At 48.6% G+C, this 15712-nt stretch carries 12 protein-coding genes; 4 read left to right on the top strand and 8 right to left on the bottom strand.

Going from position 1 to position 15712, the window contains the following annotated elements; translation table 11 throughout:
- Positions 1-323: 323 nt before the first annotated feature.
- From gspD to AADH33_RS02755, 6 genes are all read right to left on the bottom strand, one after another.
- Complete coding sequence (gspD, locus tag AADH33_RS02780; RefSeq protein WP_348549488.1) at positions 324-2567, bottom strand: type II secretion system secretin GspD; 2244 nt, start codon at positions 2565-2567, stop codon at positions 324-326.
- A 204-nt stretch (positions 2568-2771) separates the two neighbouring features.
- Complete coding sequence (locus AADH33_RS02775) at positions 2772-3665, bottom strand: type II secretion system protein N (protein WP_348549487.1); 894 nt, start codon at positions 3663-3665, stop codon at positions 2772-2774.
- 9 nt (positions 3666-3674) lie between these two features.
- A complete protein-coding gene (gene gspN / locus AADH33_RS02770; RefSeq protein ID WP_348549486.1) occupies positions 3675-4502 on the bottom strand; it encodes a type II secretion system protein N in 828 nt (275 codons plus the stop codon).
- Positions 4503-4664: 162 nt separating this feature from the next.
- Positions 4665-4988 (bottom strand): H-NS histone family protein, encoded by a 324-nt coding sequence (locus AADH33_RS02765; protein ID WP_348549485.1) that lies wholly within the window; start codon positions 4986-4988, stop codon positions 4665-4667.
- Between the two features lie 472 nt (positions 4989-5460).
- A complete protein-coding gene (gene ssb, locus AADH33_RS02760; protein ID WP_348549484.1) occupies positions 5461-6063 on the bottom strand; it encodes a single-stranded DNA-binding protein in 603 nt (200 codons plus the stop codon).
- A gap of 138 nt (positions 6064-6201) precedes the next feature.
- The gene (locus AADH33_RS02755; protein ID WP_348549483.1) at positions 6202-7566 is read right to left on the bottom strand and encodes an MFS transporter; all 1365 of its coding nucleotides are present in this window, start codon (positions 7564-7566) and stop codon (positions 6202-6204) included.
- 819 nt (positions 7567-8385) lie between these two features.
- Between AADH33_RS02755 and uvrA the strand changes: the two genes are divergently transcribed.
- Positions 8386-11292: an excinuclease ABC subunit UvrA gene (gene uvrA, locus AADH33_RS02750; protein ID WP_348549482.1), complete on the top strand. Its 2907-nt coding sequence runs from the start codon at positions 8386-8388 to the stop codon at positions 11290-11292.
- Positions 11293-11410: 118 nt separating this feature from the next.
- Here uvrA and AADH33_RS02745 read toward each other — a convergent pair whose 3' ends face one another.
- Positions 11411-12265, bottom strand: coding sequence for a M48 family metallopeptidase (locus tag AADH33_RS02745; RefSeq protein ID WP_348549481.1), 855 nt, complete (start codon positions 12263-12265; stop codon positions 11411-11413).
- A 207-nt stretch (positions 12266-12472) separates the two neighbouring features.
- Positions 12473-12754, bottom strand: a complete 282-nt coding sequence (locus tag AADH33_RS02740; RefSeq protein WP_207969129.1) for a DUF503 domain-containing protein — start codon at positions 12752-12754, stop codon at positions 12473-12475.
- Between the two features lie 158 nt (positions 12755-12912).
- Between AADH33_RS02740 and AADH33_RS02735 the strand changes: the two genes are divergently transcribed.
- The 3 genes from AADH33_RS02735 (at position 12913) to gorA (ending at position 15680) form a co-directional block, all read left to right on the top strand.
- Positions 12913-13728: a threonine/serine ThrE exporter family protein gene (locus AADH33_RS02735; protein WP_317053777.1), complete on the top strand. Its 816-nt coding sequence runs from the start codon at positions 12913-12915 to the stop codon at positions 13726-13728.
- Between the two features lies 1 nt (position 13729).
- Entirely contained in the window at positions 13730-14182 is a 453-nt protein-coding gene (locus AADH33_RS02730) for a threonine/serine exporter family protein (RefSeq protein WP_075100506.1), read from the top strand.
- A 142-nt stretch (positions 14183-14324) separates the two neighbouring features.
- Positions 14325-15680, top strand: coding sequence for a glutathione-disulfide reductase (gene gorA, locus AADH33_RS02725; protein WP_348549480.1), 1356 nt, complete (start codon positions 14325-14327; stop codon positions 15678-15680).
- Positions 15681-15712: the final 32 nt, after the last annotated feature.

Genomic DNA, 15712 nt, shown 5'->3' with positions numbered 1-15712 from the left:
GGCCAGCCATTTTTTTGTTGTCTGTTTATGGTCTTTATGCTTGGTCATTTTGATACTCTGACATGGTAGCTACTCTTGATACTTGCCTAGTTTTTTGGCAATTGATACCAGCAATCTCTCATTGCCCATTATTATACGGCGATATCAAGTGTGCTATGTGTATCTGTGTTATGAATGCGCAAGCTAATGTACGATGTCATGTACGTGATTACATCATGATCCGGCCCCATAAGCGCCTTGGCTTTATGCCGGATTGTTGATAGTGAATTAAAAAATTGGTGAATTAAAAAATTGGTGAATTAAAAACCAGCCACTATCAGCCATCAGCGCTTTAACGGATAGGTGGTGATACCGCTGCTTGGGCTGTCTACTTTTGTAAAGCCTTGCGGCGCAGCAGTTGAGGTCTGATCGCGCTTGGGTACGAGAGGATTAAGCGGCATCAGCTCATAGTCGGCGCTGACATTGCCATTCCAGCCTTCTGTACCGCTCAGGGGCAACTGTTTGATTGTGCCGTTTTTATCAATGACCAGCTGTAGCACGCGCATCTGATTGTATTTACGCTCAGTGACACTGGCGACCGCACCGCCATCACGTAAGATGGTGGGCTGCAAAAATATGATTAGGTTGCTTTTTTGAGTGCTGTCGTTGTCTGAGCGAAACAACCGACCAATCACAGGAACATTGCCTAGCCCTGGGACTTTTTGTTGGCGGGTGGTGGTGTTGTCACGCATCAGGCCACCTAAGGCGATGGTCTGCTGATCGTCTGCCAAAATCGTGGTATTAATCAGGCTTTTATTGGTAATCAGTCCGCTCGCGTTGCCAGTACTGCCAGGCACCACCGATGAAACCTCTTGTGAAACCTCAAGGCGTACCGTGCCATTATCACCGATATGCGGAATGACATTGAGATTGATACCGATGTCCTGACGATCAATGGTCTGAAAAGGGTTGGTCGAGGAGTTACCACTAGTCGTATAAGAACCTGTGACAAAGGGTACGTTTTGCCCGACCAAGATACTGGCTTTTTCGTTGTCCAACGTCAAGATAGAAGGCATCGACAGCAAATTGGCACTGGTCGTCGAGTCAAGCGCTTGTAAGATTGCGCCATAAAACTGAGTGTTGCCTTGGCTGTCTTTGCTGCTATCACCGATACCGACCAACGCGCCTGCTATCGAGCCAGCAGCGGCGCTGATACTCGACCCACCTGCTAAAGCGGCGGCGGCAAGCGAGGTGGCACTAGCGCCTACGTTATTGAAGTTGACCACGCCGTAGCCGCTATTGGCATTGCCCAGCGCCCACTGTACGCCAAGCTGGGTGGCATCATCGCCTGAGACTTCGACGATCGCTGCCTGAATCAACACTTGCGCGCGGCGACTGTCTAGCTGGTTGACGGCATCTTCGATCTCAAACATCAGCTCAGGGGCGGCGTTGACGATGACGGCGTTTTGGGTTTCATCAGCGATGATACTAAAGGGTCGACCATTTGCACTGGCGCTGCCAGTACCAGCGCCTGCAGAAGACAACGCCGATGCAGCCGTACTATTCGTACCGGTATCGTTGGCAGCACTGCTCAGTCCTGCCCCTGCACTACTGGCGTCGTTTAGTGAGGCAGATTCCAAAGTAGAGGTCGCCCCTGCACTATTGATCGACTGATTGGCCAGCAGTCCGCGTAGCATCTCTGCAATATGACTGGCACTGGCATACTTCAGACGAAAGACCCGTAAGCCGCTAAGACGCCTGCTAGGCGTGGTATCTAACTGATTGACCATCTCTTGTACTTTGGCGATCATCTCAGGGCTACCTTTGACCAACAGCCTATCGCTGGCACTATCAGCAATCACCTTCAGCTGATTACTACCGCCTTGTGCTTGCCCGCTGCCTGCACTAGAGACCAATGCGCTGATCAGCTCCATCATACGCTCAGAATCGACATGGCGTAACGGTATCACGCGTAAGCTATCATTGACATTGCTGTCCAAATCGCGGATGAGCGCCGTCAGCTGATTGAGGCTATCGGCGCGATCAGACAACACCAGCGCATTGACACCAGGTACCGCAGCAGCATGGGCAGACTGCGGCATCAGGGGCCGAATGACGCCCAATACTTCTGCCGCCTGAGTATTGGTCAGATAAATCACGCGTGTGGCCAAGGACTCACCGACACTATCTCCGCGCAAATCGACGGCAACGCCAGATTGCTTGGCGACATTATCAGGCACCAGCTTGACCGTCGTACCAGAATCAATCGCGGCAATGCCATTGACCTGCATCACACTCAAAAACAGCTGGTAAATCTCATCACGTGATAATGCTTTGTTTGAAATCACCGTCACATTGCCATTGATACGCGGGTCGAGGACGAAGTTTTGATTGGTGATGGTCGCCACTTCATTGATAAACGCCTTGATATCAGCGTCTTGTAAGTTGACCTTCCAGCTCTCAGCACTCGCAAGCCCTGTACTGGCAGCCCACAGCGGTATCGCCAGACATAAAGGACGGCACATACGCATCAGACGCTGCATAATACGCTGCAAAGGCGTGACTGAAAATTTGTGAGAACTGACCATATTGATAATTACCTGCAGTGATGTTGCTAAATATGTACTGGCTCTAGGTCAAAACCTACCTAGCCAGCATTTAAAACCACTATGTGTACGTGAAGACTCAAACACAACGCTACAACTGAGCGAACGCCTCATCCATCTGGTGATGGACTTACTATAAATGCGATAAATACAAAGTCGCACCTTGCCGCAACCTGTTAAATGGCATCAAAACTGCTGACGAATGGTGATCACTTGCTCGCCGCGCTGTACTTGTATCTGCGCCTCGCCAGTTTGCTGGACTTGCTGCAATATGCCCGCGTCTTGGGCAGGATTGTTGCCCACACTTTGTCCATTGACCGTGATGACCTTATCCCCTGGCTCAAGACCCAAGCGATTACGCAGTTGCGCTGGCATCGCCGCCGTCACTTGATAGCTCTCTCCTGACGCCATCACCCCCATTCTACTCAGATAGCTGGCGGGGTTTTCTTGCAGCTCGGTGACCGCCTCGGCGATGGCTGATTGCGGACTACTATCACGATCGCCGTGGCCTACCATGGCCGCCTCATTGTCTATATCAGCTGGCGGCGGCGCGGTGGGCAACATCGTATTATCTGGCAAACGCTGATTGCTCACCGCGCCTGCTATGTTATCGCTTTGATCCAGCGCCATCGCCTCAACCATTCTAATCACAGTTTGCTTGTCAAAGGCATCAGCGATGACGACAGCATTCCAATCGACGGCCACCAATGCATAGTCGCTACCTGTCAGCGTATCACCGATACGATAGTTTTTTACCTCACCATTGACATCGAGCAATGCCGACGACTGGCTCTCTGGCATAGCGAGCAGCACCCCTTTTAACTCGACGTTTGGTGGCGGCTGTACAGGCGCTGCACTCGGCTCGGGGTCAGCGAAGATCGCAAACAAACCTGCGTTGTCATTGCCTGAAGCCGTGCTGCTTTGTAATGGCGCTAAGGGCAAGGCTGGTGCGAGTGGTGCCGCCAGCAAGAGCCAAAATAGCCGCGCCGCTGTCCAGCACAGCCATACCATGGCCAAAAACAGCAACCAACCCGAAAAACGATTTAGGATATTGAGTACAGGCTTGAGATTTGCGCTCATATTCAGCATTTACTGCGCCCCCAAACCAGCCAATAACGGCTGACGCACACTGACGACTGCCGTGTCTTGCGGCGCTTGTCCTTTATAGTCGGGCATATTTTCTAGCAGACGTTGGGTCAAACTGACATCTAGCATATTATCGCCATCGATATATAAGTCACCCAAGCGCTTGTCTTGTTGGTTTAGTAGATTGATATGCAAAAGGTTTTTGTTGTTTTTTTGCTCAGCGCTCAGCTCAGCACGCAGCGCAGGCATGGTGATATAAAATACCTTACCGCCACTTGGGTAGCCAACCTCGCCGCCCACCCACGTAAGCTGACCATCTGCTTGGCTAAAGCCTGCTGCCTTGGCACTGGTCGCTGACTCATCGGCGGTACCGCTAGCTGTCTGACGTTTGAGCGAGACATTATTGACCTGAATTGGTGTATTGGGCAGTTGCCAATCGATGATACTGGCAAGGGTGGACGGAGCAATTTTGCCACTCATATGATCTACCTGCCACGAGTGCCAGCCTATTTTCACTTGTCCATGCAGGCGGGTTTGTTCTGATTGAATCTCAACCTTGGCGCCGAGCTTACCGAGTAGCAACTGCCATGGCTGCCATGACCAGTCGGCTGTCCCCGTAAGCGAGCTTGCTGCCACAGGCATCTGCCAAATAGCAGACCCTTGCCAGAGATTGCCCGATACGTGCTGCACATAAGGCGTATCTGGCGCATACTTGTTGAACACCCATGCGGCAGGCATTTGCAGTACCGCAAATAGCGCAAAGAGCACCAGCCCAACGAGCCACCACAGCTTACGGGGACGCTTATGAGACGACGCAGATACTTGGGGCACAGTGTGATAACTCTTATATAAGACAAAAACGTCATTATCATAACAAACAATGGCATACAGATGACAGAAAAAAAGCCAGTATCTTTTTACCAAAAGACTGGCAAAAAAGATACTGGCTTTTATCTGATGCTTGGCTCAGCAACCAGACGCTGGCTGTGCTAATTAAATAGCAAAGTCTTCAAGTTTGCGACCTGCGGCCAACGCCTCTACCAACCAGGTAGGCTTGCGGCCACGGCCCGTCCACGTCTCTTCGCTGTTGTCGGTATTGCGGTATTTAATACTGCGTTTTTTCTCCAGCCTCTCACCAGCTTTTAAAATCTCTTCGATGGTGGTATTGCTGTCTTCTGCAATTTTTTCGAACTGCATATAAGCGTCATATAAACGCTGATGTTGTTTTTTAGCGATAAGTTGCTGAGCGTTTTCGGTAATGGCACGTAGCTCATCAACGCCTAAACTATCCAAATCAATAGCACTATTTTTAGTCATAATAAATCCAACTCTATAATAAAATAACAATCTTAATGACCCAATGAACCATTAAGGACGTAACTGACTCAGTATCTGAGTTATCATTTAATCATATGATAACGGCGTTAAGATTATAAACCCATTAAATGTCATCTGATTTAAAATAGCTCAATATCGCCATACTCAAACCAAAAAAGGTTTTGGGTCATAAAAATTATCCGTAAAAGTAATATAAACAAAAACATCGCTTATCACAACAGTAGTTTTTTATACGTTTTTGTATAGACTCAGCAGACAGTAAACTTAAGTAAATTTTTAATCTGCTATTACTCCCCTTTACTTCTTAATTTTATAAACAATCGCATTTAATAACGAACAAACTTTGTTTTTATTAAAATAAAAAAATTCAATAATAAAAACGGATATAAAAAAAGAGCCTATTCACATAGGCTCTATCTAACTTAATCAACATTACTTAATTATGTATTCCTCAGAACGGAATATCATCATCGACTGGACCATCAGGCATCGCTGTTGGCTTAGGCTGAGAGGCGTTTTGCGCTGGCTGATTGAATGGATTTTGCTGAGGATTGCTTTGGTTGTTATAAGCATTTTGATTGTTATAACCCCCTTGATTACCGCCCTGCGCCATGCCTTGAGCTGCTACGCCGCCTGCTTGGTTGTAGCCGCCTTGCTGACCAAAGCTGTTTTGGCCGCCTTGACTACCATAGCTCCCGCCTTGACTTTGACCGCCACCGCTTGCGCCATCGAGCATCTGCATTTGCTCAGCGCGAATCTCGGTGATATAGCGATCTTGACCATTTTGGTCTTGGTATTTGCGCGTGCGCAAACTGCCTTCGATATAGACCTTACTGCCTTTACGAAGATACTGCGCTGCAATCTCGCCTAGACGATTAAAGAGTGAGATACGATGCCATTCGGTCGCTTCTCTTTTTTCGCCGCTTTGTTTGTCTGTCCACTGCTCTGATGTCGCAACCGAGATATTGGTCACGCTACCACCGTTATTAAACTGACGTGCCTCAGGGTCTGCTCCAAGGTTACCGATGATGATAACTTTATTAACTCCGCGCATGATACCGTCCTTTTATTTATGAATAATTTAGTGAATCGTATCTATGATGATTCAATGAAGCCAATATGCCCCATCATCGTTAATGCTATCGACAATACGATTTTACAGTAATTTGATTTTACTTTAACCAATTTTTATTTAAATATCTAGTGGGCTTTGTGCCAGATGCGACAGTGCTTGTCGCGAGTCGTCGGTGAGCTGGGTTTTGTCCAGCTTAAGATAGGCCACCTGCTCTTTTGCCATGACCACCAGCTCATCTACGCCATCTACCGCTAGCATTTGCCGCGACCAGTCTTGGATATTGATGTTTTTAGGAATGGTAATGGTGGTACTTGATAGATACGGCGGCTGGGCGATCGGAAATATCAGTAATAGCGCCGTGCCCATAATCAGCGCCAGTACGCCCCATGCCAGCAAATTTGGCTGCGTCAATAATAAGCCGCCCAGCGCCCCGCCGACAAATGCACCAAAAAACTGACTGGATGAGTTTAGTCCCATCGCTGTGGCTTTATTGGCGACGGGTGCACGCTTGGATATCCAAGACGGTATCGTCGCCTCAAGCAAGTTAAAGCCCATAAAGTATAAGAGTAAACCCAAAATAATCCCAACGCCCACATGGCTACCCAGCGCCAGTAATGCCAGTGCCGCGGTCATCAGGCCGATCGCACCCAAAAACACCTGACGCATTTTGCGCTTTTTTTCTGCGACAATAATAAAGGGTATCGCTACCGCAAAGCCAATAAACAACAGTGGCAAATATACCAAGCCCTGCTGACGAACCGACAAACCCAGCACCTCAAAGAGCTGATGCGGCAAAAGGACAAATATCGCCGTCATGGTCAAATGTAAGGCAAAGATACTGATATGCAGACGGTTTAAATCGCCAATTTTTAGCACGCTGGCCAACTGCTGACCGATAGATTTGTTGTCCAAGTTATGTTTGAGCACTCGTAGCGGCGTCGGCACCACAAACAGTAGCATCATTGCCAATACCGCAAAACCCGATGTCAGCCAAAACAAGCCTGACATACCAAGCGACCCCACCAACAAAGGGCCAAAGGCAAAGGCCAACATAATAGAGGTGGCAATGGTCAAGCCCATCGTCGCCATCGCTTTGGTACGCATCTCCTCGCGCGTGACATCAGCGAGTAGCGCCATCAATACCGCCGACACCGCACCGCTTCCTGCCAGCGCCCGACCGATGATTACTTCATAAATATCGGTGGCGTTGGCTGCAATCATACCGCCCAGAGCAAACAATATCAGACCCAAAAAGATAATCGGCTTACGCGGAAACTTGTCAGCAGCAAGGCTCATCGGTATTTGAAAAATCGCCTGACCCAGCCCATAAACCCCGACCGCCAAACCAATCAAAAACGGCGTAGCATGCGCATAATTGTCGCCATACACCGAAAACACAGGCACAATCATAAACAGGCCAATCATACGCAGGGCAAAGATGCCGCCGACCCCGAGGATTGCCCGTTTTTCTACGCTATTCATACTTGCCTCACAGGTTTATCATTGCTGATATAGTCGATTCACTCTAAAAAATGACGACCAGTAGGTCTATACTTAACTTATTTTAAAATAGATTATCCATACATCAATATCACAGTTGATCTATCAGGGCACTCGCCTACAAATCAAGCCCTCTAAATTAAGGCCCCTAGTATAAGACATTCGCCGTTTGGTTGCCGAGACTTTTGTTTTTTGTTACCAAGTGCGTCTCTAGCGGCTTTTTGCCTTGAATAATGCACGCATCATGACAATAAAGTACAACGTTATCAATAAGGTTGCGGAGTCGCTTGAGCCATTAAGTGCTGACTAAGACAAGCTTATCTGGTCAAAACCATAACAAAGGATACCTGTTACGTAACACAGATTTGATTTAGATTGGCGGAGTCTAACAAAACTTGTGAGATAAAAACGGCCTAGATGGTTTAGCTGCCTTAAACGGTTTCGTTAAAGATTACCCAGCTTATAAAAAACGCGCGCGAGAAAGCACGCACTAAAAAATGGGATAAAAACCGCAGCGAGGCCTGACAAAGACACTATAAAAACCGAAGCAATAAAGAAGGCGTATCGTCTATAAAAGCATCGCTTATAAATAGTTATCGTAAAAACATAGCTTACAAAAACGCTGTTTATAAAAACCAGCTATCTTTTGCGTCACTATTTTGACCCTCATACACTTTAAAAATAACATAGCGCGACTGGGATGCTGTTTTACATGGCTGGTTTAAATGTAGGTTGCGCTCACTACTTCTTATACATCAGTATTTTTATCCATCACTTTAGCAAATAGGAAACCTATCACCGATGGCAAATGACCACATTGCAATACGCGGCGCCCGCACGCACAACCTAAAAAACATCGATCTGGACATCCCGCGCGATAAGTTCGTGGTAATCACAGGTTTATCAGGCTCTGGTAAATCGTCCTTGGCGTTTGACACCTTGTATGCCGAAGGGCAACGCCGCTATGTCGAGAGCCTGTCCGCCTATGCGCGTCAGTTCCTCTCACAAATGGAGAAGCCCGAAGTCGATAGCATCGAGGGACTCTCCCCTGCTATTGCCATTGAGCAAAAATCCACCAACCACAACCCGCGCTCGACGGTCGGTACCATCACCGAGATCTATGACTATCTGCGCCTGCTCTATGCCCGTATCGGCACGCCTTATTGCCCCGAGCATGGCGAACCCATGGTTGCGCAGTCTGTCACCGAGATGGTCGATCAGATCATGGCGCTGCCGACAGACACCAAGCTTATGATCCTGGCTCCTGTAATTCGTGAGCGTAAAGGCGAGCATACGGTCTTACTTGAGCAGCTGATCGGACAAGGCTTCGTCCGTGTGCGTGTCGATGGCGATGTCTATGATACCGATGAGCTACCCACGCTCGATAAAAAGAAAAAACACACCATCGAAGTCGTCGTCGATCGTTTTAAAGTCCGCGACGATTTGGGCAACCGCGTCGCCGAAAGTCTCGAGACTGCCCTACGCTTAGGCCAAGGTCTGGTCACACTACACTTTATGGATGGCAACCCAAACGCAGACAGTGCTGACGACCAAGTGATGTCAGCCAAGCACTCCTGCCCTGTCTGTGATCGAGCAGTGCCTGAGCTTGAGCCGCGGATGTTTAGTTTTAACAACCCATACGGCGCTTGTCCAAGCTGTGACGGTCTGGGTAAACGTCAGTATTTTGCTGCTGAGAAGCTGATTACCCATCATGAAAAATCGCTCAATCAAGGCGCAATCAATGGTTGGGACAAGCGTCATGCCTATTATTTTGGCCTGCTCTCTACCGTTTGCAAGCACTTTGACATCGATATGGATGCGCCGTGGCAAGCACTGCCAAAAGCGCAACAAGACATCATCATGCACGGCTCTGGTAAAGAAAAACTGAGCTTTAACTTCACCGATGAGCGCGGGCGCAAGACCAATAAGACGGTACCATTTGAAGGCGTATTGCCCTATCTTGAGCGCCGTTATGCCAAGACCCAAAGTAACCTTGTGCGTGATGAGCTGGCAAAATATCTGGCTGACACCACCTGTAACGTCTGCGATGGCGCGCGTCTCAATGAAATCTCGCGCAACGTGCGTGTCGATGAGCAGACCATCGCCGATATCGTCAAGCTCTCTATCGGCGATGCCGCTGACTATTATAAAACCTTAAAAATTGGCGGCCATAAAGGCGAAGTGGCAGAAAAAATCTTTAAAGAGATTAATGAGCGCCTAAACTTCCTCGTCAGTGTCGGGCTAGATTATTTGACCCTTGCTCGCTCTGCTGAGACGTTATCGGGCGGGGAGGCACAGCGTATCCGTCTTGCCAGCCAAATCGGCGCTGGTCTCATGGGCGTTATGTATGTGCTTGATGAGCCGTCGATCGGTCTGCATCAGCGTGACAATGATCGCTTGCTAAAGACTCTAACGCGGCTGCGTGACTTGGGTAATACGGTACTGGTCGTTGAGCATGACGAAGACGCGATTCGTCAAGCCGATCACGTCATCGATATCGGTGTCGGCGCAGGCGTGCATGGCGGTCACATCATCGCGCAAGGTACGATCGATGAGATCATGGCGACCCCAGACTCGCTGACTGGACAATATATGTCTGGCGAGAAAAAAATCGAAATCCCAAAAGTACGGCATAAAGCCAAGACCATGGAAGTTGAGACCAAAGGTAAAGCCAAACCAAAGCAGGTGCCAATGACGATCGAGCTAAAAGGCGCGTCAGGTAACAACTTAAAAGACGTCGATCTGAGCTTGCCAGTCGGTGTGATGACCTGTGTCACTGGCGTATCCGGCTCGGGCAAATCAACGCTGATTAACCGCACCTTGATGCCGATCGCAGCGACTCAGTTAAACAATGCGTCTACCCTTATCGCGGATAAGCATGACAGCATCAGCGGGCTTGAACATTTGGACAAAATGGTCGATATCGACCAAAGCCCGATCGGTCGTACGCCGCGCTCAAATCCTGCCACTTATACTGGCGTGTTTACCCCTGTGCGTGAAATGTTTGCCCAAACGCCTGAGGCGCGCGCCCGTGGTTATAAGCCCGGCCGCTTTAGTTTCAACGTCAAAGGCGGACGCTGTGAGATGTGTCAGGGCGATGGCCTGATCAAAGTTGAGATGCACTTCTTGCCAGATATGTATGTACCCTGTGACAGCTGTGATGGCAAACGCTATAACCGCGAGACGCTAGAGATCTACTATAAAGGCAAAACCATCGCTGAAGTGCTCGATATGACCGTTGAAGATGCCACTGAGTTCTTCTCAGCGATCCCAGCGATCTATCGCCGTCTACAAGCGCTCATGGATGTCGGTCTTGGCTATATTCGCTTGGGTCAATCCGCGCCGACCCTATCAGGCGGTGAAGCGCAGCGGGTCAAACTGGCGCGTGAGCTGGCCAAGCGTGATACAGGGCAAACGCTGTATATCTTGGATGAGCCGACCACTGGCCTGCATTTCCATGATATCGATAAGCTGCTTAATATCCTGCATGCGCTGCGTGATAAAGGCAATACCATCGTGGTCATCGAGCATAACTTGGACGTCATCAAAACTGCGGATTGGGTGATTGATCTTGGCCCTGAAGGCGGTAAAGGTGGCGGTATGATCATCGCGGAGGGTACGCCTGAGGAAGTGGCGGACGTCAAAGGCTCATACACTGGTGAGTTTTTAAAGCCGATGCTTAAGCAGGCGATGTCTGAAGCAGGTTAAGTTTTACTTTTAGTTGTTATTTAACGGCTGCTCTTTTGAGCTGCCCCCATAAGTTGGATACAACTAACTTATGGGAGCAGTTCAGTTTGACTTACCTTTTTTGATGTTATGTACTGATTTATTTATGTTTAATCGTCCGAGTCACTACCCCAGTCATGGTGCCACTCATGGTATTGGTCGGCGCTTTTACAGCGGCTTGATAAACTGGCATCACGTCAGGTAGCAGCCCTTGGATTTTGGCGATACGCTGCCCTGAGTTTGGATGCGTAGACATCAACGTGACTAAGGTGTTGCTGCGACCGTTTGCCGCTTCCATTTTTTTCCATACTGCAATGGCAGCTTCTGGATTGTAGCCTGCTTGCGCCATCAAACGTAAGCCACCTGCATCGGCTTGTGATTCTTGACTACGAGAAAACGGCTTATCAATGCCAAAGTCACTAATCAAACCCAGCGCCTCATTACTCAGCCCTGTTTCCGCCTGTATCGCAGCACCTCCTAACTGAAGTGCTAGGCTTGTCAGAATTTTTTGCCCAGCATCCTTTTTGCTGTGCTCAGCTAACGCATGGGTCATTTCGTGTCCCATGATTGCCGCGATCTCTGCATCTGTCAACTGTAGCTTTTCTACAATACCGGTATAAAACGCCATTTTACCACCAGGCATTGCCCAAGCGTTTAATTCAGGCGAGCGTATCACAGTGACCTGCCAATCAAAGGGCACCCCTGTTGTGTTAGCGCGCACAGCATAGGGCTTCATACGATGAAAAACCCGATTTACCCGCGCGGCGGTGGCAGAGGTATTGTCTACCGCGCCTTGACTATGAGCGCTAGAAACCACTTGCGAGTAGCTTTTTGCCGCATCGATATTCATGGTAGCAGTATCATATCCTGCGATATCAGCGACCGTGGTACAGCCTGCTAAAGTAGTAACCGTAGTCAGCAATAGTGCATTTTTTATTTTTTGAAACGTTGTCATCAGACGTCCTATTTGAGAGCCATAACCATTAAAATGTAACCGATATGTAACTAATGTGTCTAAATTGCACGAAGAGATTATCACGGTAAAAAACAAAAGTCTATCAATTTAACAGTCTATTGTTTGGCTATATCAAGATTGCACGCTCATCCTAACCGCTCAGTTAGGTTTTTTTGTCATTGCGGCAAAATGGATAACGGATTTAATCTAAACAAACTCCCGCTCTATACTCATCACCCGCGCATCTACCGTGCGCTCTATCTTCTCCTCAATTTGACGGCATTGCGACTCGACCTCACGTTTGGACAGCCCGACGATGACAAACGTCCACTCGCTGGCGTCATGGCGCTCGCGCGCGCCGCTCTCACAGACGGCGACGCTTGGCGTATTGCCAAAGCGCGCATGCAATCCGCCCATACGTTGACGTTTTTCTTTAAGTGAGCGACAGCCAGCTAGCGCAAAAGTCAGGGTTAAGATAGCAATATGCATTTTATTCTCCTTGCGACAATGGTTTACGCCTTATAATAGTAGCAAATCAATAGCGCAAGTTATGCTATCGTTACCTTGCTATATCGATACGTCATCACTACTTCTCATCCCTTATAACCCTCATAAGAGCGACAGTAGCCAACATGCCCAGCTTACCCATGACTTCTATCAGCTACGTACAGCAGCAGCGCATCACTCGGCTATGCGTGCGCTGCGGATTACTTCTTATGCAGTATGGCGCAGAGTCTGCGGTGGTGGTGGATTTATCCAAACGCTTGGGGCTGGCCTTAGGCATGAACAGCGTCGAATGCTCGCTGAACTTTAACGCCATTACCTTGACCACCATCTGTGATGAGCGCTGTATCACCACCACCCGAGACACCATCAACCAAAGCATCAATGTCAATTTACTCGTACAAATCCAGCAAATCATCAATAAAACCGAAGCCAATACCAATAGCGGCAAGCTAGGTAGCAATACGCTAAAGTCTGAGCTGACGAACCGCACCATCCTTGCCTTTGATGAGCTAGATAAAGCGGTGTACCCAACATGGTTGGTGGGCATATTTGTAGGGGCGTCTTGCGCCGCATTTGCCTATTTAAACGGCGGCAGCTGGGCAATTACTGGGGTGACCTTTATCGCCGGCATGGTGGCGATGTTTACTCGTATTTATTTGTCCAAGCATCATTTCAACCCCTTTATCACCGTCATTGCCACCGCTTTTATCGCTTCCTTAATCGGAGCGACGACTTATTATTTTGATATTGGCAATAATGCCGATATTGCGGTGGCCTCTAGTGTACTGCTACTGGTGCCCAGCTTTCCTTTGATCAACTCCTTATCCGATATCTTAAAGGGCTATGTCAATATCGGCGTTGGGCGGGCGGTGTTTACTTATATGCTGACCTTATCCGCGTGCGTGGGTATCGTCATGGCACTGGTGTTACTGCAAATACAGCATTGGGGGTTTTGATATGTGGCTCATTGAGACTGTCGCGCTATCATGCATCATCACTCTTGGTTGGACGCTGATGTTTACCGTGCCCAAACGCTATATTTTGCCGTGTTTGCTGATGACGGCGTTTGGCTTCGGACTAAAAACAGCCCTTGTCTATCAGCATGTCCATCTGGCGGTGGCCAGCTTTTTTGGGGCGATGCTTGCCAGCTTTTTGGGGGTATATTTTTCTAAAAAATATACCCTACCGCCCAAAGCGCTGATCTCGCCAAGCGTCATCTGTATGATGCCCGGTATCGCTGCTTATAAGGCGATGGTCAGTATGGTACAGATAGGCTATTTTGGTTTTTCGGACGAGTTATTTAGCCAAATGATGGTGTATTTATTCGAAGCCTTGTTTGTGACCTCAGGGTTGGTGCTGGGTCTGTCCATTCCTGGGTTGTTATTTTATAGACGTCGCGCCATTGTTTAGGTATCGTTTATAGTATGTTGGGTCTTTGCCCATTCTCTTAATAGCGGCTGTTTATGTTGTACCATACCCACAGTGGTCGGTTGCACCCTGCCGCGACAATACTCAAGACAGCACTTATCAATCATACATACGAGGATAAAACATGAGCAAACATTATGATTATATCGCCATTGGCGGCGGTAGCGGCGGCATTGCCTCGATCAACCGCGCCGCCAGCTACGGCAAAAAATGCGCCATTATCGAAGCGGCGCAATTGGGCGGCACGTGCGTCAACTGGGGCTGCGTGCCCAAAAAGGTGATGTGGTATGGCGCGCAAGTGGCCGAAGCGATTGAGAAGTATGCGCCAGATTATGGCTTTGATGTGGAATTAAAAAACTTTGACTTTCAAAAACTGGTACAAAGCCGTCAGCAATATATCCAAAATATCCACCGCTCTTATGACAATAATCTGGCCAAAAACGGCGTGGAAGTAATCAAAGGCTTTGCAAAATTTGTCGATACCAATACGGTCGAAGTCAATGGCGAGCATATCACTGCCGATCATATCCTGATCGCGACGGGCGGACAGCCCATTAAGCCTAATATCAAAGGCGCAGAGCACGGCATCGATTCTGATGGTTTTTTTAAATTGACTCATTTGCCCAAACGCGTCGCTATCGCAGGCGCAGGCTATATCGCTGTCGAAATCGCAGGCGTACTCAACAGCCTCGGCGCTGAGGTACATCTCTATGTCCGCCAGCATTCGCCGCTGCGCTCGTTTGATCACACTATCGTCGAGGCGCTGCTGATAGAGATGGAGCAAGACGGTATTCATCTGCATACCAACACCACACTCACCGAAGTCAATAAAAACGAAGATGGCTGTTTAGAGCTGTTCACCAAAGATGGTACGCTTGATACGGTCGATTGCTTGATTTGGGCAATTGGGCGCGCGCCTTCAACCGACAACATCAACCTGCAAGTAACGGGCGTAGAAACCACCGAGTTTGGCAAAATCAAAGTCGATAAATTCCAAAATACCAATATCGATGGTATTTACGCGGTCGGTGATATTATCGAAAATAGTATTGATCTGACACCAGTTGCCATCGCCGCTGGTAGGCGTCTGTCTGAGCGCTTGTTTAACGACAAGACCGATGAGCATTTAACATACGAGCTGGTACCGACGGTGATTTTTACTCACCCTGCGATTGGGACGGTTGGCTTATCTGAGATCGATGCGGTGGCGCAGTATGGCAAAGACAATATCAGATGCTACACCTCGACCTTTACCTCGATGTATAGCGCGGTGACGCAGCATCGCCAAAAGTGCGTGATGAAGCTGGTGTGCTTAGGTGAGGAGGAAAAAATCATCGGCCTACATGGCATCGGTTACGGGGTCGATGAGATGCTGCAAGGCTTTGCAGTGGCGATCAAGATGGGTGCGACTAAGGCTGACTTTGACAATACCGTCGCCATCCATCCGACAGGTGCAGAAGAGTTTGTGACGATGCGTTAGACAGACTGAATGAGAAGAAAGGCTATTTTTAA

This window comes from Psychrobacter sp. KFRI-CH2-11 (assembly GCF_038239325.1).
Taxonomy (GTDB): domain Bacteria; phylum Pseudomonadota; class Gammaproteobacteria; order Pseudomonadales; family Moraxellaceae; genus Psychrobacter; species Psychrobacter celer.
This window is presented reverse-complemented; position numbering and strand designations above follow the sequence as displayed.

What these genes read in the sequence shown, in the direction of transcription:
- AADH33_RS02745 (WP_348549481.1), bottom strand. Translation starts at nt 12,265, where the DNA reads ATGACAACGTTTCAAAAAATAAAAAATGCACTATTGCTGACTACGGTT.
- AADH33_RS02755 (WP_348549483.1), bottom strand. Translation starts at nt 7,566, where the DNA reads ATGAATAGCGTAGAAAAACGGGCAATCCTCGGGGTCGGCGGCATCTTT.
- AADH33_RS02740 (WP_207969129.1), bottom strand. Translation starts at nt 12,754, where the DNA reads ATGCATATTGCTATCTTAACCCTGACTTTTGCGCTAGCTGGCTGTCGC.
- uvrA (WP_348549482.1), top strand. Translation starts at nt 8,386, where the DNA reads ATGGCAAATGACCACATTGCAATACGCGGCGCCCGCACGCACAACCTA.
- AADH33_RS02775 (WP_348549487.1), bottom strand. Translation starts at nt 3,665, where the DNA reads ATGAGCGCAAATCTCAAGCCTGTACTCAATATCCTAAATCGTTTTTCG.
- gspD (WP_348549488.1), bottom strand. Translation starts at nt 2,567, where the DNA reads ATGGTCAGTTCTCACAAATTTTCAGTCACGCCTTTGCAGCGTATTATG.
- gorA (WP_348549480.1), top strand. Translation starts at nt 14,325, where the DNA reads ATGAGCAAACATTATGATTATATCGCCATTGGCGGCGGTAGCGGCGGC.
- ssb (WP_348549484.1), bottom strand. Translation starts at nt 6,063, where the DNA reads ATGCGCGGAGTTAATAAAGTTATCATCATCGGTAACCTTGGAGCAGAC.
- AADH33_RS02730 (WP_075100506.1), top strand. Translation starts at nt 13,730, where the DNA reads ATGTGGCTCATTGAGACTGTCGCGCTATCATGCATCATCACTCTTGGT.
- AADH33_RS02765 (WP_348549485.1), bottom strand. Translation starts at nt 4,988, where the DNA reads ATGACTAAAAATAGTGCTATTGATTTGGATAGTTTAGGCGTTGATGAG.
- AADH33_RS02735 (WP_317053777.1), top strand. Translation starts at nt 12,913, where the DNA reads ATGACTTCTATCAGCTACGTACAGCAGCAGCGCATCACTCGGCTATGC.